This window comes from Dactylosporangium sp. NPDC006015 (assembly GCF_040614215.1).
GTDB lineage: Bacteria > Actinomycetota > Actinomycetes > Mycobacteriales > Micromonosporaceae > Dactylosporangium > Dactylosporangium maewongense.
Window position 1 is genome coordinate 1 of the sequence record NZ_JBEXUD010000090.1, and the last position, 22,602, is coordinate 22,602.

The window sequence follows — 22,602 nt, forward strand, 5'->3', positions numbered from 1 at the left end:
CGAGGCGCCAGTCCGGGTGTGCCAGTAGACGCTGATGTTGTCAAGGATCTGGTCGGGGGCCGCGGGCGGTGGCCGGCACCCGGCGTGGTTCGCCGGCGGCGGTCAGGCGGCGCCAGCCGGCGTCGACGTCCGGGTCGGTGCCGATGTGCAGCGCCGCGCCCGCGAACGCCGCGTCCTCCCCGGCGGCGGCGAGCCCGGACAGGCACACGGGGCAGCCGGCGACGTGCTCACGATCGGTGTCGGCGACGCCTTCCGGTTCGTCCAGCAGCCGGCGCAGCGTGCCGTCATTCGGATGGCGCATGACGGTTCAACTCCTTGCGTAGAGCGGACTCGGCGCGGCGCACGATCGTGCCGACGCTGCCGGGGGAGAGATCGAGGGCGGCGGCCACCTCGGCGTAGCTGAGGCCGCTGTGCCGCAGGACCAGGGCGACGGCCTGCCGGCGGGGCAGCCCGGCGAGCGCGGCACGGACCCGGCGGTGCTCGTCGCGCGTGACGACCGCGTCGGCGACGTCGGGTGCGACGGTGTCGGCGCCGCCGGCCGCCTCCTCCCGGGACGCCCGGCGCCGCCCGGACCGCAGCTGGTTGAGGGCGGTGTGCGCCGCGGCGACCGACAGCCAGCCGGGTGCCTCCGCCGCCGGCACCGACGAGCGACCGAACGACAGGAACACCTCCTGCGCCACGTCCTCTGCCTGGTCCCGGGATCCGAGCACGCGGGCGGCGACGGCCACGACGCGGGGATACGAGGCTCGGAACACCTGCTCGAGGTCGGTCCGCACGGCGTCCTTCCGTTCGGCCGGGCGGGCCGCGGCGACGGGCCAGACCAGCCTGACTTCTTCCTGCACACCTATTGAGCACCGCCGGGCCCGCGGATGTGACACCGTTGCGCGGGTGTTCGACGACATGGTGTGGGACTCGGTGCGGCTCCTCGACGCGCACCACCGCGCGGACGACGACCGGCCACGCGACTGGTTCGCGGTGCTGCTCGCGTTCGGGCGGCAGTTCGACGGGGCGGTCACGCATTTCCGCGACATCGACCTGTTGCGGCGGCGGCGGTTCGTGTACGGGTTCCCGGTCGCCCGGCACCCCGACTACGCGCGGCGACGCGGGTACTTCGACGGGTTGACGGAGTTCACGGCCCTGCGGACGTTCGACGAAGAGGCCGAGGACTTCGACGGTTACGAGTCGGAGTTGGAGGACGGCTACGTCGAGCCGCCGCTGCTGTACTGCGACGCCGGCACCGCCCTGTGGCGGCGGATGGTCGACGCCGGCGAGCTGACCGGCGCCGACGCCGTCCCACCGCGGCCGGTGCTACTGGTCGACGCCGTCCTGGCCGTCGCCGAGGCCGCCGAGCACGCCGGCGACGTGCGGCTCATCGCACTCTGGTACACCCTGGGCCCGCACATCCTCGTCGGCGGCGAGGTGACCGCGGACGTCGCCGACCAGGTGGGGCGGCTGCGGGAGATCGTGGTGCGGACCGGGGCGATGTCGGTGCCGCTGCCCGACGGGCACCGCCCGACCGACGAGCAGGTGCTCGCGATGGACGACGAGGCCGCGACGTGGTGGTACCTCTCGGTCACGGCGTAGAGGACCACCAGGTGGACGGGGACGTCACCGTGAAGCCGAGCGACTCGTACAGCGGGCGGCCCAGGCGTGACGCGGTCAGCGTGACCGGCACCCCGGTGAGGTGGGCGAGGGAGCCGAGCATGACGGCCCGCCCCACGCCGCGGGAGCGGAACTTCGGTGGGGTCCCGACCCAGTAGTGGCTGCCGAGCCCGTCGTCCAGGACGGTGACGCACGCGCCGGCGACCTCCCCGTCGAGGCGCGCGACGAAGACGTCCACCCCGGGCTGCTCGATCAGGGCGCTCGGGAAGAGTTCGCCGCCACGGTACGGCTCGAAGCGGCTGAGCTCGAAGCCCTCGATCACGGCCCGCTCGGCCGCGTGCAGGTCCTCCTCGTCCCGCGCGCGGATGACCTCCATGGCGGGCCCGTCCACCGGTCCCGGCCGGCGCAGCATGACCGGCATCTGCCAGGTGCGCATGCCGAGGTGGGTCAGGTCCGTGGCGCTGAACGGGTCCTCGACGTCCACCGGCCCGGCAGCCCGCGCCGCCAGGTCGGTGATCTCGGCGACCTCACCGGCGTCGAGCCCGGCCCGCTGGATCAGCACCCGCACGCCCGCCCGCGCGTCGCCCACGACGGCGAGGTACCCGGGGCGGCGGACCACCTCGTGCCCGCGGGCCCGGCCGGTCGCGGCCCAGAAGGCGGCGGAGTTGCGCGCCTGCCGCAGCGGCGCCTCCTCGATCGTCGTCATGGTCCCCATCCTTGCCGAATCTTCACGGTTCCGGCGCCCGGCCCCCACCGGCCGCCGTTACCGTCGCGCTGGTGCCCCTGACGTTTCCCACCCACCCCGCCGCCGTGCTGCCGTTGAAGGTGTGGCGGCCGCGCTGGTTCGACGGGGTCGCGCTCGTCACCGGGTCGGTGGCGCCGGACCTCGCGTACGTGCTGGACGGCTCCGGGCTGCCGGTCTGGCCCCTGTCGCACCAGCTGCCCGGGCTCGTCGCGTGGTGCCTGCCGGTCGCCGTGGCGGCCGCGTGGCTGATCCGGCGGGCGGCGCCGGTGCTCGCCGCGCACCTGCCGGGGTCCGGCGACTACGGGGTGCTCGGACCGCACCGGCCGGGCCGGCCGGTCACCGTGTCGTCGGCGCTGCTCGGCGCGGCGAGCCACCTGGCGCTCGACCGGCTCGAGCTCGCGGTCCCCTGGTCGGAGTACGTGATGCACGTGCTGGGCGCGCTCGGCCTGGCCGCGACGGTCGGGTGGATCCGCCGCGGCCGGTTGCTGCGACGCTGGCACGGCGACCCGCCGCCGCGCCGCCGGCGGCCGCCGCTGTTCTGGACGGTGGCCTGCGCGGTGACGCTGCCGCTGGCCGCGCTCACGCCGCTCCTGCCCGGGGCGTCGCTGCTGCACACCACCGGCGCCAGGCTGTTGTGCGCGGTGGCCGCGGGACTGCTCGCCGCGTCGTGGGCGGTATCGTCCCGATCATGACGGCTGTGCGGGGGTTCCTGGTGCCCGGCGAGGACTCACTCGAATGGTGGTGGCGGCTGCGGGCGCAGCACCGCGGGACCGGGCTGTGGCCGGTGCTGATGACGCCGGAGACGCCAGACGAGTTGACGCCGTTCCGGATTCGGACGCCGGAGGAGGAGGCGGCCCTGCGGTACGACGGCGCGGCGCTCCTCGCGGGGTGGTTCGAGGGGCGGCTCGCCCGGTACGGCGGCGACTACGCCGACACGCTCCGCGCCGAGCTGCGCGGCGAGGGTGAGTGGCGGCCGCGGCCGGAGCTGCCGGGGTTCGGCGTCTCCGAGTACGCCGAGGAGGTGTTCGTCGCGCTGGTGCCCGTCGCGGCGCCGTGGCAGGTGCCGCTCGCGCTGCACTGCGGCGGGTGGAACGAGTACCCGACACCGGCGGAGCACGCGGCGATCCTGAAGCACTTCCACGCCCGGTACGGCGCCGAGCTCGTCGCGATGACCGACACGACCGCCGAGTTCACCGTGAAATGGCCGCCGCGGGACCGGGCCGGCGCGCTGCGGCTCGCCGCGGAGTACCGGGTGTACAACGACGGCGAGTACGACTACTACGGCGCGGACACGCTGACCGACCTGGCCGTCAGCCTCAGCCACGCGACGGTGTGGCGCGCCTGGTGGGACTGAGCCCGGCTACGCGGTCAGGACGACCCGGCCGACCTGGCCGCCGGTCTCGAGCTCGCGCAGCGCGGCCGGGGCCTCCGCCAGCGGGAACGTCGCCGCGACGTACGGGCGCAACCGGCCCTCGGCGGCGGACCCGAACAGTCCACTGAGGACGGTGCCGGCCCACGCCGGGTCGGGCGGGCCCGCGGCGAACAGGTCGGCGGTGGTGGCCCGGCGCCCGGGCGACGCCGCGGCCCACGCGTCGAACCGCGCGGTCAGCGCGGCATGCCGGTCCGCGGGGTCACCGGTCGCGTCGCGGGTGAAGTTGTGCCCGTACGACACCAGGATCCCGGCGGGGCCGAGCTGGTCCCACGACTCCGCCAGGTTCGGCCCGCCGATCGAGTCGAACACCGCGTCGACGCCGTCCGGCGCGAGCTGCCGTACCCGGGCGGAGACGTCCTCGGTCCAGTGGTCGACCGGCTCGAAGTCCAGGTCCGTGGTCTCGGCGAGCTGGCGGGTGCTGGACACGCCGATGACCCGCACACCGGCCTGCCGCGCGAGCTGCACGAGCGTCGTGCCGACCCAGCCCGGCGCGCCCGGCACCACGACCACCTGACCGGGCTGGACCCGGGCGACCTCATGCAGCATGAACCGGGCGAGCAGGCCGGGATAGGCGAGCGCCACCGCGTCGACGGCGCCGAGCGGCTCCGGCACGGGCGTGAGCGCGCCGGCGTCCACGGTCACGTGGGTGGCCCAGGCGCCGCCCGGCACGACGGCGGCGACGCGCCGGCCGACGAGCCGCGGGTCGGCCGCGTCGCCGGTCGCGGTGACGACGCCGGCCAGGTCGCGGCCCGGCACCATCGGGTAGGCGCGGCGGTCCAGGCAGGTGCCGCGCCGCATCAGCATGTCGTCGAAGGACATGCCGCTCGCCTCGACCTCGACGAGCGCCTCGTGCGGCGCCGGCACGGGCACCGGCCTCCGGCGCACCAGCATGCCTTCGGGCTCGACGGGACCGGGCAGGACGATCTCGACGGCGGGCACGCCGGCCACCGTACGCTTGCCTCGCCGTCGCGGAAAGGCACCTCGAGCGGTCCTGTAGCGGTCCTGTAGCGGTGCCGCCGCGCTTTACTGGTACAGCGGCGGCGGGAAATTCCGGGCTTCCCGGTTTCCGGTGCGGCCCGTGCGGTAAACCGAGGGGTATGGCTGACGGATACTCGTTCGTCGTCGTGGCGAACCGGCTACCCGTCGACCGCACCACCGACGAGCACGGCGAGACCCAGTGGACGCGTAGCCCCGGTGGGCTGGTGAGCGCCCTCGAGCCGATCGTGCGCAGCTCCGGCGGCGCATGGGTCGGCTGGACCGGCGCCCCCGACGACGACACCGGGCCCGTCCAGATCGACGGCATCCACCTGCGCCCGGTGCCGCTGAGCGCCGAGGACGTCGACCGCTACTACGAGGGCCAGTCCAACTCGACGGTCTGGCCGCTCTTCCACGACCTCGTGGAGCAGCCGGTGTACCGCCGGGACTGGCGGCAGGCGTATGAGGAGGTCAACCGGCGCTTCGCGCACGCCGCGGCGGACGTCGCGGCGGAAGGCGCCAGCGTGTGGGTGCACGATTACCAGCTGCTGCTCGTGCCGGCGATGCTGCGGCGACTGCGTCCGGACCTGCGGATCGGGTTCTTCCTGCACATCCCGTTTCCGCCGGTGGAGCTCTTCATGCAGCTGCCGCGGCGGGCCGAGCTGCTGCGCGGCCTGCTGGGTGCCGACCTGGTCGGGTTTCAGCGCCCCCTCGCCGCGCAGAACTTCCTGCAGCTCACCGACCGGCTGCTCGGCCTCCGCCCGTCGGGTGATTCCGTGGTGTACGAGGACCGCACCGTCGTGGCACGCGCGTTTCCCATCTCCATCGACATCACGGAGATCGACCGGCTCGCCGCGTCGCCCGAGGTGCAGGAGGCGGCCGGCCGGCTGCGCTCCGAGCTGGGCGGCGACCGGCGGATGCTGCTCGGCGTCGACCGCCTCGACTACACGAAGGGCATCGAGCAGCGCGTCGAGGCGTTCGGTGAGCTGCTGTCCGAGGGCGCGGTGTCCAGCGACGAGGTGGTCCTCGTCCAGGTCGCCACCCCGAGCCGCATGAGGGTCGCGCAGTACCAGCAGCTGCGCGAACGGGTCGAGCGCGAGGTCGGCCGGATCAACGGCGAGTTCGGCGAGGTCGGGACGATGCCCGTGCACTACCTGTTCCAGAACCGGTCCCGCGAGGAGCTGGTCGCCCTGTACCTCGCCACCGACGTCATGCTCGTCACCCCGCTCCGCGACGGCATGAACCTCGTCGCGAAGGAGTTCGTCGCCGCCCGCCGCGACGCCCTCGGCGCCCTGGTCCTCAGCGAGTTCACCGGCGCCGCCGCCGAGCTCGACGAGGCGTTCCTGACCAACCCGCACGACGTCGAGGACCTGAAGCGCGCCATCCTCGCCGCCCTGGCCTCCCCACCCGCCGACCGCACCACCCGCATGCGCACCATGCGCGCCCGCATCCAGTCCCACGACGTCGACCAGTGGGCCCGCGAGTTCCTGGACGCCCTCGGCGTCCCCGTTCACCAGTAGCCCGGCAGCACCCCGCTGACCAGGCCTAGGTCTCCTTCCCGCTGCCCGGCCGCCCAGAGCCACGCCCGCGGAGCCGGCCCGTCGATGCGCACCAGCAGCCCCGGCGCCGCGTACCAGCGCACAGGCGACACGGTTTCGCCGGCCCACATCGGATACTCGGGGAACGGCAGCGGGCGCAGCCGCGTCAGGACGCCCGCCAGCACGTCGGCGGTCAGGTCACCGGCGTTGAGGATGTGCTTCGTGCCGAACAGCGACTCGCTCAGCACCATCTCGACCGCGGCGAGCGACACGCGGTCCAGGAACGGCAGCCACGCCCGATCTGTCGGGCCTGTTTGATAGACGACCGGCGGGTCCGCCCGCCGGAGATCGTCGCGGCGGATGCCCCAGTGCGCGCAGGACTGGTTCTCCCGCCGGAAGATCAGCACCTCTCCGGTCTCGTCCCAGTGGCACTCGCCGGGCCGTAACAGGAAGTCCTGCCTGCGGGTCAGATCGTCGCGCCGCCCGATCAGCCGGTACATCTCGCCCAACACCTGCGGCAGCGGCACGCCGGCCGCCCCGAGCGCCTCCCTGCTCACCCCGTCACGGTCTTCGAGCGGCGCGGCCCACCCCTCGACGAACCGCCGCACGAACACCCACGCCTTTCCGGCGTCGCTGGCTCCATCACCCATCGCGGCGACCGCGTCGAACCCTGCAAGCACGCCGGAGTGTAACGGTTGGGGCAGCGGTGGGTTATGTGGCGGGCGTGGGCTGGACGGGGGTTTGGGGCGTTGGGAGAATGGTGGGGCAGCGCCTACCGGGGGGAGGCGGCACGTGCCACGACCCTACTTTTCTTTGTCAGCCCCAGATTCCGGCCGGTCCACGGTCCCTGGCTCGATCGACTCGCAGGCGCGTCTCGCGGCGTCGGCCGCTGCGTGGGAGCGCCGGCGTGAGGAGAGGCGCCGGGTCAGGGCGGAGTTCGCCGAGGCCCGCGCGCACGGGCTGCGGGCCCGCCACGCGGCGAAGCTGACCCGCCTGCGCAACGCCCGGGTGCTGGCCGGCGAGCCCGCGTCGCCGCCGTGGTCCGCGGTGCGTCCGGCGGCCGTGGGGTCCGGTCCGGTTCCCGCTGGACCCGTGGGTGCCGCTCGTCCGGCAGCGGTGCCCGACGTGGCAGTCATGCGGTCATGCCTGGCCGTCCGCGAGGAGGTCACCGAGGGCGGACATGGCACGGGAGTTACCGGCGTTGGCCGCCCGGCGGAGCCAGCGCTCGGCCTCGTCGACGGCACCGCGGTCGCGGAGGAGTTCGCCCAGGCTGCACATGGCGAAGTCGTTGCCCGCCTCGGCGCCCCGGCGGAGCCAGCGCTCGGCCTCGTCGACGGCGCCACGGTCGCGGAGGAGCCCGCCGAGGCTGTCCATCGCGTAGGTGCTGCCGGCCCCCGCCGCGCGGCGGAACCATGTCTCAGCCTGGCCGGCGTCACCGAGGTGGACGAAGAGGCTGCCGAGGCGGCTCATCGCGTATTCGTCGTCGCCGGCGCGCCGGTACCAGGCCTCCGCCTCGGCCGGGTCATCGCGGGCCCGGTAGAGGTCGCCGAGGTTGCAGATGGCGACGACGTAGCCGGTGCCGGAGGCGCGGCGAAACCAGGTCTCGGCACCGGCCTGGTCCCCGCGGTTCAGGTGGAGATCGCCAAGGGTGCTCATGGCGAAGGGATCACCAGCGTCAGCGGCGCGTTTGTACCAGAACTCGGCCTCGGCCGTGTCACCACGCTTCCGCAGCAGGTCGGCAAGCTTCACCATCGACAGCGTGCGCCCAGGGTCGGCGGCGACGGCTCGCCGGTGCCACGCTTCGGCCTCACCCGGGTCGGTGGGCGGCTGGTCGGCAGCAGCAGCGGCGCGGTCGGGTCGCAGCCAGCGGCGCCAAGAGCTTCGGCTCACACCAGCCATCGTCGCGCACCCCCGCCACCGCCAGCATCTCCGCCAACCGCCGCACCGTTGCCCCGCGCCGCCTCGGGACTGCGCCCCAACGCTGCGGCCGTCCAGCAACTGGGTGCAGCCGTGCCGAACACCGCACGGTCGCCGCGCGCCGCATCCGAGCCGATGCGCCGGCGCCGCGGCCCGGTGCGGCGGTGCTACGGCCCGGTGCGGCGGTGCTACGGCCGGGTGCGGCGGTGCCGAGCACTGCGCGGTTGTCGTGCGCCGCCTCCGAGTTGATGCGCCGGCGCTGCGGCTGGGTGTGGTGGTGCTGCGTCTGGGTGTTGCTGTGCCGGGCGTTGTGCGGTTGTCGCGCGACGGAGCCGAAGGTGGTGCGGCGGGGCTGTGGCTGGGTAGACGGTGGGTGGGGCGTTGTCGCGGGCGGAGGTCAGCGGTTCTGGGGGACTGGGGCGGTGGTGCGGTTGGCGGGTTGGGGGTGGCGGAATTCGTTGGCGAGTTCGCTGAGGGTGGTGTTCGTCCAGCGGACCGCGGCGAGGTAGAAGGACGCGAGCGCGGCGGGGTCGTCTGTGGCGACCGGCGGGGCGGTTCCGGTCAGGTGAGCGGACTCGGCGGGTTCAGGCGTGGGTCCGGCGCTTCCAGCTGTGCCTGCGCTTCCAGCAAGGCCGTGCGGTCCGGCGGGTCCAACAGGTTCAGCAGGTCCGGCGGACTTGCCTGGTCCGGCGAGCCCGGCACTCCCGGCGAGCCCGGCACTCCCAGCGAGCCCGGCACTCCCAGCGAGCCCGGCACCCTCAGCGAGCCCGGCACCCTCAGTGAGTCCGGCACCCTCAGTGAGTCCGGCGCTCCCGGCGGGTCCGGCGCTCCCGGCGGGTTCAGTGCTTCCAACGGGTTCCGTGCTCCCAGTGTGGCGGCGGGGGGTGGGCACGTCCGACAGGTCGGAGGGGGAGGGGGTTGTGTAGGCGCGGACGGTGGTGAGGACCTGGCCAAGGGGGCCGGCGCCGGTGAGGAGGGCGGCGGTGAGGGACGGGTCGAGCGGGACGCCGTTGAGGACGCGGGTGGTGGGTTCGTTGAACAGGTCGGCGACGGCGGACAGGAGGCCGCCGATGTACGCGGGCTCGCCCGGGAGGGAGGCGGCCTCGGCGAGGAGCTGGCAGCAGCGGGCGCGGATCAGCAGGTGGCTCAGCTGCTCGGGGTCGGCCTCGGTGATGTCGGCGACAACCATCAGGGTGACCCACTGGCGCAGGCGGGTCAGGCCGAGGGCCACGACCGCGTCGCGGATGGAGGAGACGGTGCGGTTGAGGCCGAAGGACGCGGCGTTGGTGGCCCGGAGCAGGCGCAGGCTCAGGCCGGCGTCCTGGCCGATGAGGGGGACGAGCGAGTCGACGTCGACGTCGTCGGTGCTGAGGGCGGCCATGATGCGCAGGCGGGTGAGGCGGGACGGGGCGAGCGCGACGGTGGAGCTGACGTGCGGGCGGCCCAGGACGTGGCCCTGGAAGAACTCGAAGCCCAGGGACATCGCCAGGTCCAGGGCCTCGGGGGTTTCGAGCCGCTCGGCGATGAGCTGCAGGTGGGCGTGCATGCGGCAGTTGACGACGGTCGTGCGGATGGTGGCCTCGTCGGTGTCCAGCATGTCGATCTTCACGTAGGTGGCGACGTCGAGGAGGCGTTCGTGGCTGGTGCCGAAGACGAAGTCGTCGAGGGCGATGGTGTACCCCTGCTCGTGCAGGGCGGTGACGCCGGCCAGGACCTCCTCGTCGACGTCGGTGGTCTCGAGCACCTCGAGGACGGCCTGGCTGCAGTCGAACGGCAGCGGCAGGTGACCGGTGAGGAAGTCCCGGGTCAGGTTGATGAAGCAGACCTGCCCGCCGGAGACCTCGTCGAGGCCGAACTCCGTGAACGCCGCGACCAGCACCCTGGCGGTGGCGTGCGCGTCGCGGCGGGAGGCGGTCGCGGCGGTCGCGCCGGCGCGGAACAGCAACTCGTGCGCGACCACGGCGCCGTCGCGGTCGTAGATCGGCTGCCGGCCGACGTGGACCACATGCTGCTCGTCGTCAGGCTGGCTCACCCCGTCATCTTCGCCCGGAAATCCCCCTGATTACCGCAAAACGGAGGAATGTGGATCCGGTCGCGCGCGGGAGGTGACGCCACCCCCGTGGTGCCGGTGGTGTCCTGGCAGCATGAGCAATCCGGAGCGGGAGCGGATGGCACCCCCCGATCAAACCCCCGATCACAACCCCGATCACACCCCCGGCCAGACCTCAGCCGGCGCCGGGCGGGCACCGGCCGCCCTGAAGGAGCACGCCAATCCTTGGTACCGGTGGGGACCGTACCTCAGCGAGCGGGCCTGGGGCACCGTCCGCGAGGACTACAGCGGCGACGGCACCGCATGGGAGGCGTTCCCGCACGACCACGCGCGGTCCAGGGCGTACAGGTGGAGCGAGGACGGCCTGGGCGGCATCTGCGACGTGGAGCAGCGCCTGTGCTTCGCCCTCGGACTGTGGAACGGGCGCGACCCGATCCTGAAGGAACGCATCTTCGGGCTCACGGGCAACGAGGGCAACCACGGCGAGGACGCCAAGGAGTACTGGTGGTACCTCGACGCGGTGCCGAGCCACTCGTGGCTGCGCTGGCGGTACCACTACCCGCAGCGGCAGTTCCCGTACGAGCAGCTGGTCAGCGAGAACCAGCGCCGGTCGCGGGAGGATCCGGAGTTCGAGCTGCTCGACACGGGCATCTTCGACGAGAACCGGTTCTGGATCGTCGAGGCCGACTACGCCAAGGCCGACCCCGACGACATGCGGATCCGCGTGCGGATCACCAACCCGGGGCCGGAGACGGAGACGCTGCACGTGCTGCCGACCGTCTGGTTCCGCAACACGTGGTCGTGGGAGGAGGGCGGCGAGAAGCCGCGGCTGGCCACGGCGGGCGGCGACACGATCGGCATGGGGTCGATGGTGCTCCAGGCAGCACCCGGTCCTGACGGGTCGATGCCGCGGCAGCTGTACTGCGACAACGACACCAACACGGAGCGGCTCTACGGCGTGCCGTCCGGCGCGGCGTTCCCCAAGGACGGCATCAACGACCACGTCGTGCACGGCGCCGCCACCGTCAACCCCGCGCACGAGGGCACGAAGGCCGCGTTCTGGTATCAGGTGACGGTCGCGCCGGGCGAGACGGTCGAGCTGTCGCTGCGGCTCGCGCCGAACGCCGCCCCGGACGCGTTCGGGCCGGCGTTCGACCAGGTCCTCCACCAGCGCAAGCAGGAGGCCGACACCTTCTACGCCGAGCTCGCCCCCGCCGGCACCAGCGACGAAGACGCGATGATCATGCGGCAGGGCTTCGCGGGGATGATCTGGGGCAAGCAGTTCTACAACTACGACGTGGCGAAGTGGCTCAGCGGCGACCCAGGGCAGCCGCCGCCACCCCCGGGCCGGCAGCACGGCCGCAACGCCGGCTGGCGGCACCTGGACGCGTCCGACATCATGTCGATGCCCGACCCGTGGGAGTACCCGTGGTTCGCCGCGTGGGACTCGGCGTTCCACGCGGTGGCGCTCGCGCACCTCGACCCGGAGTTCGCCAAGTACCAGCTGCTGCTGCTGTGCAGGGAGTGGTTCCAGCACCCCAACGGCGCGATCCCCGCGTACGAGTGGGCGTTCGAGGACCTCAACCCGCCGGTGCAGGCGTGGGCGGCCCTGCAGGTGTACAACATCGACGGCCGGCGCGACCTGGAGTTCCTGACCCGCGTCTTCTCGAAGCTGGTGCTGAACTTCACCTGGTGGGTCAACCGCGAGGACGAGGAGGGGCGGAACCTGTTCGAGGGCGGGTTCCTGGGGCTGGACAACATCGGCCCGATCGACCGTTCGCATCTGCCGCCGGGGTACCGGCTGGAGCAGTCCGACGCGACGGCGTGGATGGCGTTCTACTGCCTGAACCTGCTGGAGATGGCCCGCGAGCTGGCCGCGCAGAACCCGGCGTTCGACGACCTCGTCGTGAAGTTCCTCGAACACTTCGCGCTGATCTCCGAGGCGATGCACGACAACGACCTGTGGGACGAGCAGGACGGCTTCTACTACGACATGCTGCGCCGCCCCGACGGCAGCAGCGAGCCGCTGCGGGTCCGGTCGATGGTCGGCGTCATCCCGCTGTTCGCCACGAAGGCGCTGCCGAAGGAGGACTTCGCCCGCGTCCGCCGGCTGTCCAAGAGCTTCGCCGCGATGCCCGAGCACCAGGTGGTGCCGGGGACCGACGGCATGGTCGGCGTCGGGGTCGCGGCGCACGGCCGGACCCGGCGCATCCTGCCGCACCTGTTCGACGAGCAGAGCTTCCTGTCGCCGTACGGGCTGCGGGCGCTGTCCAAGTGGCACGCCGACCATCCGTTCAGCGTCGAGCTGCCCGGCTGGACCGCGACCGTCGGCTACGAGCCCGCCGAGTCGAGCACCGGCATGTTCGGCGGCAACTCCAACTGGCGCGGGCCGCTGTGGATGCCGCTCAACTACCTCGTCCTGCGCACCCTGGAGGACTACCACGCCAACCTCGGCGACGCCGTGAAGATGGAATACCCGACCGGGTCGGGGCGGCAGTGCACGGCCGGTGAGATCGCCGAGGACCTCCGTCAGCGGATGCTGGCGCTGTACCGGCGGGGCCCCGACGGCCGCAGACCGGCGTTCGGCTGGATCGACCAGTTCCAGCACGACCCGCACTGGCGCGACAACCTGCTGTTCTACGAGTACTTCCACGCCGACAACGGCGCCGGGCTCGGCGCCACCCACCAGACCGGCTGGACCGGCCTGCTGGCGGAGATGATCGCGCGCCCGACGGCGCACCAGGCGGAGGTCCGCTCATGATCAGGTTCGGCCGCCAGGTGTGCGGCGATCTCGACGCGGCGGCCAGCCGCGAGTGGCTGGTCACCGACGGCCTCGGCGGCTACGCGATGGGCACCGTCGCCGGCCTGCGCACCCGCCGCTACCACGGCCTGCTCGTGGTCGCGGCGCCCGGCGCCGCCTCCCGGAGCCTCGGCCTCGCCGCGCTCGACCCGGTCGTGCGGGCCGGCGAGCGGGTCTTCCGGCTCGCCATCGACGAGTGGGCCGGCGGCGCCGTCGACCCCGCCGGCCACACGCACCTCGCCGAGTTCCGGCTCGTCGACGGTGTGCCGTGCTGGCGCTGGGACCTCGGCGACGTGGTCCTGGAGCGGGAGATCGCGATGGCGCACGGCCGGTCCGCGGTCGGTGTCGTGTTCCGCGTCCTGCGCGCCCCGCGCCCGGTCGAGCTCGAGCTCACCCCGCTGTGCACCTGGCGGGACGCGCACGGCGAGCGCCACGCGTGGGGCGACCCGCAGGTCACGCCGGTCGCCGGCGGGTTCGAGTTCGAGGGCGTGTACCGGGTCGCCGGCCCGTCGTGGCGGCCCGGCGGCGAGTGGTACCGCGGCGTCCACGCCCGCGAGGAGGCCGCCCGCGGGCTGAACCCGGACGAGGACCTGTGGGCCGCCGGCCGCTTCACCGCCACGCTCGCACCCGGCGAGACCGCGTCCGTGACCGCGTTCGCGACCGGGGAGCCGGCCGCCGGCGCGGTGCCGACCACCTTCGCCGGTGGGATGCCGGCCGCGTTCATCGACGGCGAGACGCCGTCGGCGATGGAGATCGTCGCCGCGGCCCGGCGCCGTGCCGTCGCGCTGGGCGGGGGCGACGCCGTCGGGCGGCAGCTGGCGATCGCCGCCGACCAGTTCGTCATCGAGACGCCGACGGGCCCGTCGGCCGTCGCCGGCTACCCGTGGTTCGGCGAGTGGTCCCGCGACCTGATGACGTCGTTCGAGGGGCTGTTCCTCACCACCGGCCGCCACGAGCAGGCGCGCCGCGTCCTGCTCCGCGCCGGCGCGACCGTGTCCGACGGCATGCTCGCCAACACCGCCGACACCGGCACCCTCGAATACAACACCGCCGACGCGGCCCTGTGGTTCCTGCGCGCCATCGACAGGTACGCCGAGGTCACCGGCGACCTGGACACCGTGGCCGCCCTCGCCGGCGCCATGGACGAGGTGCTGGACCTGCACCGCCGCGGCACCCGGTTCGGCATCGCCGCCGACCCCGCCGACGGCCTGCTCATGCAGGGCAAGCCGGGGTTCGCGCTCACCTGGATGGACGCCCGCGTCGACGGCGTCCCGGTCACCGAGCGCCAGGGCAAGGCGGTCGAGATCAACGCCCTGTGGGTGAACGGCCTGGCGAGCACCGCCGCCCTCTTCGACCGGATCGGCCGCGGGCACGACTGGTCCACGGCGGCGTCGCGGGCCGCCGCGTCGTTCGAGCACCGCTTCACCCGCCCCGACGGGCTCGGCCTGTACGACGTGGTCGACGGTCCGGCCGGCAACGACCCATCCATCCGGCCCAACCAGCTCCTCGCGGTGGGGCTGCCGCACGTACCGGCGGCGGATCCGGACATCGTGGAGCTGTGCCGGGCGACGCTGCTGACGTCGATCGGCCCGCGGTCGCTCGCCCCGGGCTCCCCGGGCTACCACGGCCGGCACCGCGGCGGCCCGCCGGACCGCGACCGCGCCTACCACCAGGGCACCGTCTGGCCGTGGCTGATCGGCCCGTTCGTCGACGCCGCCCGCCGTGCCGGCGCCGACACCACCGGCGTCCTGGACGGCCTGGAGCTGCACCTCAGTGAGTGGGGCCTGGGCTCGGTGTCGGAGACCGCCGACGGCGACGCGCCGCACGCCGCCACCGGCTGCCCGTTCCAGGCCTGGTCGGTCGCCGAGTTCCTACGCGCCCGCGCCCTGGAAGGCGGTACCTGGGTGGGCCGGTGACGATCCTCAGACGCATCGTCGCGGCGGTCGCGGTCCTCGGGCTCGCGACCGCCGCCGGTTGTGCGGGTGGGCGGGGGCAGGAGCTGGTCTCGTCGGACGCGGATCAGTACTCCAGCCCGGTCTGGGTGGGCGAGACGGTCTACTACCTCGCGCAGCGCGAGGACGGCTCCGACACCCCGCCGCGGTTGATGCGGGTCCGCGACGGCGGCCGTCCGGAACAGGTGACGGTCGAGCACCCGGACTGCCCGGACCCGCGCGGGCTGAAGTCCCGGTTGCGGAAGGTCCTGGCCGTCAGCGGTCACGAGCTCGGGCTGGTCATGTCCTGCCGGGGTACTGGCGCCGACGCCTCCGCGGCGGTCGTGCGATGGGACGCCGACACCGGGCGGTCGACCGTCGTCGGCAAGGTCGGGCACTCCGGTGGCGTCGCCTGGTCGGGCGGCGAGGGCACGGTGTACTACCCGACGTCCTCCTGCCCGCAGAACCTTCCGGCGGGGGCGCTGCCGTCGACGTGTCTGGGCGAGCCCGACGCGATGCTCGGCGACGTGGCCGCCGACGGCTCGCTGGTCTACCTGACCACCCGGTGCGGCACCGACGCGCCGGGGCCGGAGTCCGTCTTCCCCGTCTACTCCGTGTGCCGGCGGGTCGGGCGCGGGCCGGCGCGGACGGTGGCCCGGGCCGTACAGGCGCCCTCGGCGTTGACCGTGCACGGTGACCGGATCGTGCTCGCCGGAGAGGCCAACGGCAAGGCGGGCGTGTGGCTGGTGAAGGACGGCCGGTTCGAGCGGATCGCCCGGGGGCGCTTCCTGGGCGTGGCGTTCAACGCCGACGGGACCCGGCTCGCGGTCGCCGACGAGGACAAGGGATGGTTCTCGATGACCTGGTCATTGCGGGTCATCCCGGCGCCACCGGCGCAGGTCGCCGGCTGAATAAACGGTGGTCTATGCAGAACCGTTGCCAGGGGGTGGCGAGTCTGCTTAACTGATCGGCACCTCGGTGAGAGAGCGCTCTCTGGGGCGCCCGCCGGGGTGGAAGGAGTAACCCCCGCCCCCAACAGGTCCGATCGCCACCGCCAATGGCGACGGACATCACCGCGGCACCGTCCGACCTTCGGCGAGGCGCATGGTGTGCGGCCCCTTCGCGTGGCATCGACGCCCGTGTGACACCCCCATCCACCCGCCGGAGCGGGCGGCACTTCACCGTGCCCGCAAACCGGAAGCCCTATCAGGGATCGGACGTGATCGGCGCACGTCGTTCGCTGCTTTCTTCGTAGGAGAGGTGCAACCGATCATGTTCCGCAGAGTGCTGCTCTGCGTCGCCCTCGTGCTCGCCGCGGCAGGCTTCAACATCGCCCCGGCATTCGCGGCCGACTTCTCGGTGCTGATCTTCAGCAAGACCGCGGGGTTCCGGCACGACGCGATCCCCGCCGGGATCACCGCGATCCAGCAACTGGGCACGCAGAACAACTTCACGGTCGAGGCGACCGAGGACGCGACGCAGTTCAACGACACGAACCTGGCCCGCTTCAAGGCGGTCATCTGGCTGTCGACCACCGGCGACGTGCTCGACGCCAACCAGCAGGCCGCGTTCGAGCGGTACGTCCGCGCCGGCGGCGGTTACGTCGGCGTGCACGCGGCGGCCGACACCGAGTACGACTGGGCCTGGTACGGCAACCTCGTCGGCGCCTACTTCTCCAGCCACCCGGCGATCCAGCCGGTGACAGTGCGCATCGAGGACACCGCGCACCCGTCCAACGCCGGCATCCCGGCGAACTGGAACCGCACCGACGAGCTGTACAACTACCGCACCAACCCGCGCTCGCAGGTGCACGTCCTGGCCAACCTCAACGAGGCCACGTACACCGGCGGCACGATGAACGGCGACCACCCGATCTCGTGGTGCCGCGCCTATGACGGCGGCCGCTCCTGGTACACCGGCCTCGGCCACACCCAGGAGAGCTACACCGAGGCGAACTTCCGCACCCACCTGCTCGGCGGCATCAAGTACGCCGCGCAGAACATCGGCAACTGCTCGGTGCAGTCCGCCGTCGGCACGTTCAGCCAGGTGAACCTGGCCAAGGGCGTGGCGGAGACCGGCGAGCCGATGGGCCTCACCGTCCTGCCGAACCGGGGCGTGCTGCACACCGCGCGCGACGGCGTCATCCGGTACACCGACGTCAACGGCAACACGAAGGTCGCCCTGACGCTGCAGGTCTACACCCACGACGAGGAGGGTCTGCAGAGCATCAAGGCGGACCCGAACTTCGCCACCAACAAGTGGGTGTACGTCTACTACGCGCCACCGCTCAGCACCCCGGCCGGCGACGCCCCGTCCACCGGCACGGCGGCGCAGTTCGCGCCGTTCAACGGCTCCAACAAGCTGGCCCGGTTCACCGTGCGGGACGACTACACGATCGACCCGAACTCGCAGGTGACGATCCTCGACGTGCCGACCAGCCGTGGGCTGTGCTGCCACGTCGGCGGTGACATCGACTTCGACGCCGCGGGCAACCTGTACCTGTCCACCGGCGACGACAGCAACCCGTTCGACTCCGGTGGCTACGCGCCGCTGGACGAGCGGGCCGACCGCAACCCCGCCTACGACGCGCAGCGCACCTCGGGCAACAGCAACGACCTGCGCGGCAAGGTGCTGCGGATCAAGCCGGGCGCCACGGGCGGGTACACCATCCCGGCCGGCAACATGTTCGCCCCGGGCACGCCGAACACCAAGCCCGAGGTGTACGCCATGGGCTTCCGCAACCCGTTCCGGATGAGCGTCGACAAGGCCACCGGGGTCGTCTACCTCGGCGACTACGGCCCCGACGCGGGCTCCGCCGACCCGAACCGCGGGCCGGCGGGAACGGTCTCGTTCGAGCGGATCACCCAGCCGGGCTTCTTCGGCTGGCCGTACTGCTCCAACTACAACACCCCGTACCAGGAGTACACGTTCCCCACTGGGCCGTCGTCCGGGCCGTACAACTGCGCCGGCGGGCCGACGAACAACTCGCGGAACAACACCGGCATCACCACCCTGCCGGCGTCGCAGGCCGCCTGGCTGCCGTACGGCGGACAGGGCCCGTGGCGGCCGGAGCTGGGCGGCGGCGGCCCCATGGCCGGCCCGGTCTACAACTTCAACCCGAACCTGGTCTCCGACGTGAAGTTCCCGGCCCAGTACAACGGCCAGGTCTTCCTCGGTGAGTTCACCAGCCGCTGGATCAAGGCGGCCGCCATCAACGCCAACGGCACGGCCGGCGCGATCACCCAGATCCCGTGGACCGGCACCGCCATCATGGACATGGAGTTCGGGCCGGACGGCGCACTGTACGTGCTCGACTACGGCACCACCTGGTTCGGCGGCGACGCCAACTCGGCGCTCTACCGCATCGAGTACAACAGCGGCGGCAACCGGGCACCGATCGCCCAGGCCGCGGCGACCCCGTCCTCTGGGGCGGCGCCGCTGACCGTGCAGTTCAGCTCGGCCGGCAGCAACGACCCGGACGGCGACGCGATCACGTACGCCTGGGACTTCACCACCAACGGCAGCACCGACTCCACCGCGGCCAACCCGACGTTCACGTACCCCACGAACGGCGAGTACACCGCGACGCTGACGGTGCGGGACACCGGCGGCAGGACCGCGACGGCCAGTGTCGTCGTCGGGGTCGGCCGGCCGACGATCCAGCTCATCACCCCGGCCGACGGCTCGCTGTTCCAGTTCGGCGACCTGGTGCCGTTCGAGGTGAGGGTCACCGATCCCAACGCCGGCACCATCGACTGCAACCGGGTCGTGGTCAACTACGTCCTGGGCCACGACAGTCACGGTCACCCGATCACCAGCAAGAACGGCTGCACCGGGTCGATCCAGACCACAGTGGACGGTGAGCACGACCCCAGCTCGAACATCTTCGGGGTCATGGCCGCCGTGTACACGCCGGTCAGCGGCACCGCGGTCCAGGACCAGCACCAGCTGCAGCCACGGACCCGGCAGGCCGAGCACTACAACACGATGAACGGCGTCCAGCTCGCCGCCAAGGCCAGCGCGCACGGCGGCAACGCCGTCGGCTACATCGAGAACGGCGACTGGATCTCCTTCAACACCTACAACCTGGCCGGCGCCAACACCTTAAAGGCGCGGGTCGCCTCGGCCGGCACCGGCGGCACCATCACCGTGCGGACCGGCTCGCCGACCGGCCCGGTGGCCGGCACCGTGCAGGTCGCCCCGACCGGCGGCTGGGAGACCTGGGTCGACGTCACCGGGACGATCAGCCCACCGTCCGGCACATCTGCGCTGTACCTGGTGTTCACCGGCGGCGCGGGGTCGTTGTTCGACATCGACGACTTCACGTTCACCTCTGGCACGACCCAGCCGCCGTCGTCGAACCTGGCGCTGAACAAGCCGGTGACGGCGTCCAGCGTGGAGAACGCCGGCACCCCGGCGTCGGCGGCCGTCGACGGCTCGCAGACGACGCGGTGGGCGAGCGCCTTCTCCGACCCGCAGTGGATCCGGGTCGACCTCGGCCAGTCGTACTCCATCAACCGGGTGAAGCTCACCTGGGAGGCGGCATACGGCTCGGCGTACCAGATCCAGACGTCCGCCGACGGCACGACCTGGACCACCATCAAGACGGTGACCGGCGAGAACGGTGGCGTCGACGACAACACCGGCCTCACCGGCACGGGCCGCTACGTGCGCATCAACGGCACCGCGCGCGGCACGGCCTACGGCTACTCGCTGTTCGAGTTCGAGGTGTACGGCGGGACGGTCACCCAGCCGCCCGCCACCAACCTCGCGCTGAACAAGCCGGCGACGGCGTCCAGCGTCGAGAACGCCGGGACCCCGGCATCGGCGGCCGTCGACGGCTCGCTGACCACCCGCTGGTCGAGTGCCTTCGCGGACCCGCAGTGGATCCGGGTCGACCTCGGCCAGTCGTACGCGATCGGCCGGGTGAAGCTCACCTGGGAGGCCGCGTACGGGTCCGCGTACCAGATCCAGACCTCGGCCGACGGGACGAACTGGACGACGGTGCGCTCCGTGACCGGCGGCGACGGTGGCGTCGACGACAACACCGGCCTCGCCGCCACGGGTCGCTACGTGCGCATCAACGGCACCACCCGCGCCACGGCGTGGGGCTACTCGCTGCTGGAGTTCGAGGTGTACGCCAGCTAGCGGTATGAACGGCACAACCGGGCGCGGGGATCGTCGGCGGTCCCCGCGCCCGCTATGCAGATCCGGGTCGGCGCAGCGTCAACGACTGGAACCGGCGCCCCCGCCATACCCGACGACGTTCAGCCGCCGACCGCGCCAGACTGAACGAGATGGGTAGCGGGTCTCACTCCCGTTGACGGGTGGCGCGCCCCGCCCACCAGGCCAGGAGCAGGACGGTCGCGACCTCGGCGAGGCCGAGCGCGCGCTCCACGCCGCCGAGGGGGATCGCCCGCCACCAGCGCACGCCGGTCCACGACTCGGACACCAGCGCCCAGAGGATGGGCGAGAAACACAGCAGCGACACCACCCCGCCGAGCGCGACAAGGCGCGCCGCGGTGTCGCGCAGCCAGGGCGCCGCCGCGAGGAGCGCGCCGGCCGGCAGGCTGAGGAACGCGACCAGGCTCGCCGCGCGGTGCACGTCACCGCTCAGCGACGGCCCCGACGCCCAGTTGTGCTTCTCGAACCAGACCACGCCGACCAGCCCCACCACCCACAGCAGCAGCGCCACCGTGGCGCCCCGGCGCACCAGCCCGGCCCGCCGCAGCGCCACCACGACCGCGACCGATCCGGCCGCGAGCAGCAGCGTCGCCACGTCGAACACCCAGCCGTTGGACAGCAGCGCGTACTGGCTGATCGTGCGGCTCGTCCAGTCCAGCCCCGCCGACGGCGGCAGCACGTGCAGCAGCCCGTACAACACGACCGACGCCGCGACGCACAGCACACCCAGCCCTGAGAACGCCCCGACCGATTTCATCCCCTCCAGCCTGCCACGGGCCGCGGGGTCGAAATGTGGGGCCTGGGGGTGCTAAGCCTGTGCGCATGGTGACGCTGGACGAGGCGCTGAAGGCTGGGCAGCTGGACGGGTTGCACGGGGTCGTGGCGGTGCGCGGCGGTGAGACTGTCCTGGAGTACTACGGGCGAGGGGCGGACCGGAGCTGGAACCGGTCGCTCGGGGTGGTCGAGTTCGGGCCGGACACGCTGCACGACCTGCGGTCGGTGACGAAGAGCGTGACGGCGCTGTTGTACGGGATCGCGCTCGGGGAGGGGTGCGTGCCCGAGCCTGACGCGCCGCTGCTGCGGCAGTTCCCGGAGTACGGGGATCTCGGCGCCGACCCGGAGCGGGCGCGGCTCACGGTGGGCCACGCGCTGACGATGACGCTCGGGCTCGAGTGGCGGGAGGACATCCCGTACGACAGTCCGGCCAACGCCGAGATCGCGATGGAGCTGGCGCCGGACCGGTACCGGTACGTGCTGGAGCGGCCGATCCAGGAGCCGCCCGGCACCAGGTGGGCGTACTGCGGCGGCGCGAGCGCCCTGCTCGGCCGGCTGATCGCCGACGGGACCGGCCGGCCGCTGCCGGAGTACGCGCGGGCCAGGCTGTTCGAGCCGCTGGGCATCGAGCGGTTCGAGTGGATCGAAGGCCTGGACGGGGTCGCGTCGGCGGCGTCGGGGCTGCGGCTCGCGCCGCGCGACCTGGCCAGGATCGGCGAGGTCGTCCTGCACCAGGGAACGCATGACGGCAAGCAGGTCGTGCCCGGGGCGTGGATCCGCGCGATGCTGGAGCCGCGGTGCACTACCGACTGGGGCGCCGGGTACGGCTACCAGTGGTACCTCGAGTCCGTCGCCGGCCGCGCGGTGGCGCAGGCCGCGGGCAACGGCGGGCAGCGCCTCGCGGTGGTGCCGGAGCTGGACCTCGTCGTGGCGGTCACCGCCGGCAACTACGACCACCCCGAGCAGTGGCGGACCCCGTTCAATCTGCTGGACCAGGTCCTCCTGCCCGCGCCGGCGTGACGCCCGGACGCTATCGTTCAGGTTGTGTCGGAGCGTGAGGTGCGCGGGTTCGCCGTCGCCATGGACCGGTTGGCGGCCGAGGGCGGCACGGGCGCCTCGCTCGCAGAGGTCGTCGTTTCCATCGGGGTCCCGGTGTACGAGCAGCGCACCATCTGGCTGCAGGAAACCATGTTCCTCGACTGGCGGCCGGTCCTCGACGCGCTGGGCCTGCCCGCCCTCGCGCAGCTCTGGGGGACGTCCAACGTCGGCGGTCCGGCGTGGCCGGTGGTGACGGAGCTGCCGCCGGCGGTGCTCACCACCGAGCTCGAGGCGAGCGGATGGCGGGAGCGGCTGGAGGAGCTGCCCGACGACGCGTTCATCGACCCGGACGGCGACCCGCTGGAGGACGCCTACGACGTCCGCGAGGAGCTCGCCGACTCCCTGGAACTGCTCGCCGCGTGGTGCGTGCGGACGACCGAGACGGCGCCGACGGCTTCTCTCGTCCTGGTGATGCACGGCGACCAGTAACGGTCGATGCAACCATCGACGGCCACCACCTCGTCATCGGATTCCTTCCGTGGATACTCCGGCCTTCAGGCCGGGGAGGAAACGGAACTCCTGCGGAGCAGGGCAGGGAAAGCCGATCCGCCGCCAA

At 72.8% G+C, this 22,602-nt stretch carries 18 protein-coding genes; 10 read left to right on the forward strand and 8 right to left on the reverse strand.

The genetic code is table 11. The annotated features are described in order from the left end of the window. Nucleotides 1–40: 40 nt before the first annotated feature. Nucleotides 41–301, reverse strand: coding sequence for a hypothetical protein (locus tag ABZ321_RS57285; protein ID WP_354905353.1), 261 nt, complete (start codon nucleotides 299–301; stop codon nucleotides 41–43). Beyond that, nucleotides 285–842, reverse strand: a complete 558-nt coding sequence (locus tag ABZ321_RS57290; protein WP_344505690.1) for a sigma-70 family RNA polymerase sigma factor — start codon at nucleotides 840–842, stop codon at nucleotides 285–287. The genes ABZ321_RS57285 and ABZ321_RS57290 overlap by 17 nt, the downstream gene beginning before the upstream one ends. 46 nt (nucleotides 843–888) lie before the next feature. Here ABZ321_RS57290 and ABZ321_RS57295 point away from each other — a divergent pair, with 46 nt between their 5' ends. Next, complete coding sequence (locus ABZ321_RS57295; RefSeq protein WP_354905356.1) at nucleotides 889–1,584, forward strand: hypothetical protein; 696 nt, start codon at nucleotides 889–891, stop codon at nucleotides 1,582–1,584. Here ABZ321_RS57295 and ABZ321_RS57300 read toward each other — a convergent pair. Further along, a complete protein-coding gene (locus tag ABZ321_RS57300; protein WP_354905358.1) occupies nucleotides 1,574–2,308 on the reverse strand; it encodes a GNAT family N-acetyltransferase in 735 nt (244 codons plus the stop codon). The genes ABZ321_RS57295 and ABZ321_RS57300 overlap by 11 nt on opposite strands. Before the next feature lie 71 nt (nucleotides 2,309–2,379). On the opposite strand from ABZ321_RS57300, the gene ABZ321_RS57305 reads away from it, so the two are divergent. Both ABZ321_RS57305 and ABZ321_RS57310 read left to right on the forward strand, forming a co-directional pair. Beyond that, nucleotides 2,380–3,039, forward strand: a complete 660-nt coding sequence (locus tag ABZ321_RS57305; RefSeq protein ID WP_354905361.1) for a DUF4184 family protein — start codon at nucleotides 2,380–2,382, stop codon at nucleotides 3,037–3,039. After that, on the forward strand, nucleotides 3,036–3,701 hold the full coding sequence (locus ABZ321_RS57310; RefSeq protein WP_344505686.1) for a DUF4253 domain-containing protein: 666 nt from the start codon (nucleotides 3,036–3,038) through the stop codon (nucleotides 3,699–3,701). The genes ABZ321_RS57305 and ABZ321_RS57310 overlap by 4 nt, the downstream gene beginning before the upstream one ends. Before the next feature lie 6 nt (nucleotides 3,702–3,707). Here the strand turns inward: ABZ321_RS57310 and ABZ321_RS57315 are convergent, their stop codons facing one another. Beyond that, complete coding sequence (locus ABZ321_RS57315; protein ID WP_354905363.1) at nucleotides 3,708–4,718, reverse strand: zinc-binding dehydrogenase; 1,011 nt, start codon at nucleotides 4,716–4,718, stop codon at nucleotides 3,708–3,710. A gap of 158 nt (nucleotides 4,719–4,876) precedes the next feature. On the opposite strand from ABZ321_RS57315, the gene ABZ321_RS57320 reads away from it, so the two are divergent. After that, nucleotides 4,877–6,274, forward strand: a complete 1,398-nt coding sequence (locus ABZ321_RS57320; RefSeq protein WP_344505684.1) for a trehalose-6-phosphate synthase — start codon at nucleotides 4,877–4,879, stop codon at nucleotides 6,272–6,274. On the opposite strand, the gene ABZ321_RS57325 is transcribed toward ABZ321_RS57320, so the two are convergent. From ABZ321_RS57325 to ABZ321_RS57335, 3 genes are all read right to left on the reverse strand, one after another. After that, nucleotides 6,265–6,972: a hypothetical protein gene (locus tag ABZ321_RS57325; protein WP_344505683.1), complete on the reverse strand. Its 708-nt coding sequence runs from the start codon at nucleotides 6,970–6,972 to the stop codon at nucleotides 6,265–6,267. The two genes, ABZ321_RS57320 and ABZ321_RS57325, sit on opposite strands and share 10 nt — an antisense overlap. A gap of 460 nt (nucleotides 6,973–7,432) precedes the next feature. Continuing rightward, the gene (locus ABZ321_RS57330) at nucleotides 7,433–8,182 is read right to left on the reverse strand and encodes a tetratricopeptide repeat protein (protein ID WP_354905366.1); all 750 of its coding nucleotides are present in this window, start codon (nucleotides 8,180–8,182) and stop codon (nucleotides 7,433–7,435) included. 424 nt (nucleotides 8,183–8,606) lie between these two features. Beyond that, nucleotides 8,607–10,241 (reverse strand): HDOD domain-containing protein, encoded by a 1,635-nt coding sequence (locus tag ABZ321_RS57335; protein ID WP_354905369.1) that lies wholly within the window; start codon nucleotides 10,239–10,241, stop codon nucleotides 8,607–8,609. A gap of 112 nt (nucleotides 10,242–10,353) precedes the next feature. Between ABZ321_RS57335 and ABZ321_RS57340 the strand changes: the two genes are divergently transcribed. The 4 genes from ABZ321_RS57340 (at nucleotide 10,354) to ABZ321_RS57355 (ending at nucleotide 20,138) form a co-directional block, all read left to right on the forward strand. Continuing rightward, nucleotides 10,354–13,020, forward strand: coding sequence for a glucosidase (locus ABZ321_RS57340; RefSeq protein WP_354905371.1), 2,667 nt, complete (start codon nucleotides 10,354–10,356; stop codon nucleotides 13,018–13,020). Next, nucleotides 13,017–14,975 (forward strand): amylo-alpha-1,6-glucosidase, encoded by a 1,959-nt coding sequence (locus ABZ321_RS57345; protein ID WP_354905374.1) that lies wholly within the window; start codon nucleotides 13,017–13,019, stop codon nucleotides 14,973–14,975. Before ABZ321_RS57340 ends, ABZ321_RS57345 begins: the two co-directional genes overlap by 4 nt. Further along, nucleotides 14,972–15,901 carry a hypothetical protein gene (locus tag ABZ321_RS57350; protein WP_354905376.1) on the forward strand — a complete coding sequence of 310 codons (930 nt, stop codon included), beginning with the start codon at nucleotides 14,972–14,974 and terminating at the stop codon, nucleotides 15,899–15,901. Before ABZ321_RS57345 ends, ABZ321_RS57350 begins: the two co-directional genes overlap by 4 nt. 361 nt (nucleotides 15,902–16,262) lie before the next feature. Beyond that, nucleotides 16,263–20,138, forward strand: coding sequence for a ThuA domain-containing protein (locus ABZ321_RS57355; RefSeq protein WP_354905379.1), 3,876 nt, complete (start codon nucleotides 16,263–16,265; stop codon nucleotides 20,136–20,138). Between the two features lie 163 nt (nucleotides 20,139–20,301). Here ABZ321_RS57355 and ABZ321_RS57360 read toward each other — a convergent pair whose 3' ends face one another. Next, nucleotides 20,302–20,931, reverse strand: coding sequence for a DUF998 domain-containing protein (locus ABZ321_RS57360; protein ID WP_354905382.1), 630 nt, complete (start codon nucleotides 20,929–20,931; stop codon nucleotides 20,302–20,304). Between the two features lie 59 nt (nucleotides 20,932–20,990). Here ABZ321_RS57360 and ABZ321_RS57365 point away from each other — a divergent pair, with 59 nt between their 5' ends. Further along, nucleotides 20,991–21,968, forward strand: a complete 978-nt coding sequence (locus ABZ321_RS57365; protein ID WP_354905385.1) for a serine hydrolase — start codon at nucleotides 20,991–20,993, stop codon at nucleotides 21,966–21,968. A gap of 24 nt (nucleotides 21,969–21,992) precedes the next feature. Beyond that, nucleotides 21,993–22,475, forward strand: coding sequence for a hypothetical protein (locus ABZ321_RS57370; protein WP_354905387.1), 483 nt, complete (start codon nucleotides 21,993–21,995; stop codon nucleotides 22,473–22,475). Nucleotides 22,476–22,602 lie beyond the last annotated feature (127 nt).

Coding starts and splice junctions, on each gene's coding strand:
- ABZ321_RS57340 (WP_354905371.1), top strand. CDS start 10,354: ATGAGCAATCCGGAGCGGGAGCGGATGGCACCCCCCGATCAAACCCCC.
- ABZ321_RS57300 (WP_354905358.1), bottom strand. CDS start 2,308: ATGACGACGATCGAGGAGGCGCCGCTGCGGCAGGCGCGCAACTCCGCC.
- ABZ321_RS57355 (WP_354905379.1), top strand. CDS start 16,263: ATGTTCCGCAGAGTGCTGCTCTGCGTCGCCCTCGTGCTCGCCGCGGCA.
- ABZ321_RS57345 (WP_354905374.1), top strand. CDS start 13,017: ATGATCAGGTTCGGCCGCCAGGTGTGCGGCGATCTCGACGCGGCGGCC.
- ABZ321_RS57360 (WP_354905382.1), bottom strand. CDS start 20,931: ATGAAATCGGTCGGGGCGTTCTCAGGGCTGGGTGTGCTGTGCGTCGCG.
- ABZ321_RS57320 (WP_344505684.1), top strand. CDS start 4,877: ATGGCTGACGGATACTCGTTCGTCGTCGTGGCGAACCGGCTACCCGTC.
- ABZ321_RS57285 (WP_354905353.1), bottom strand. CDS start 301: ATGCGCCATCCGAATGACGGCACGCTGCGCCGGCTGCTGGACGAACCG.
- ABZ321_RS57310 (WP_344505686.1), top strand. CDS start 3,036: ATGACGGCTGTGCGGGGGTTCCTGGTGCCCGGCGAGGACTCACTCGAA.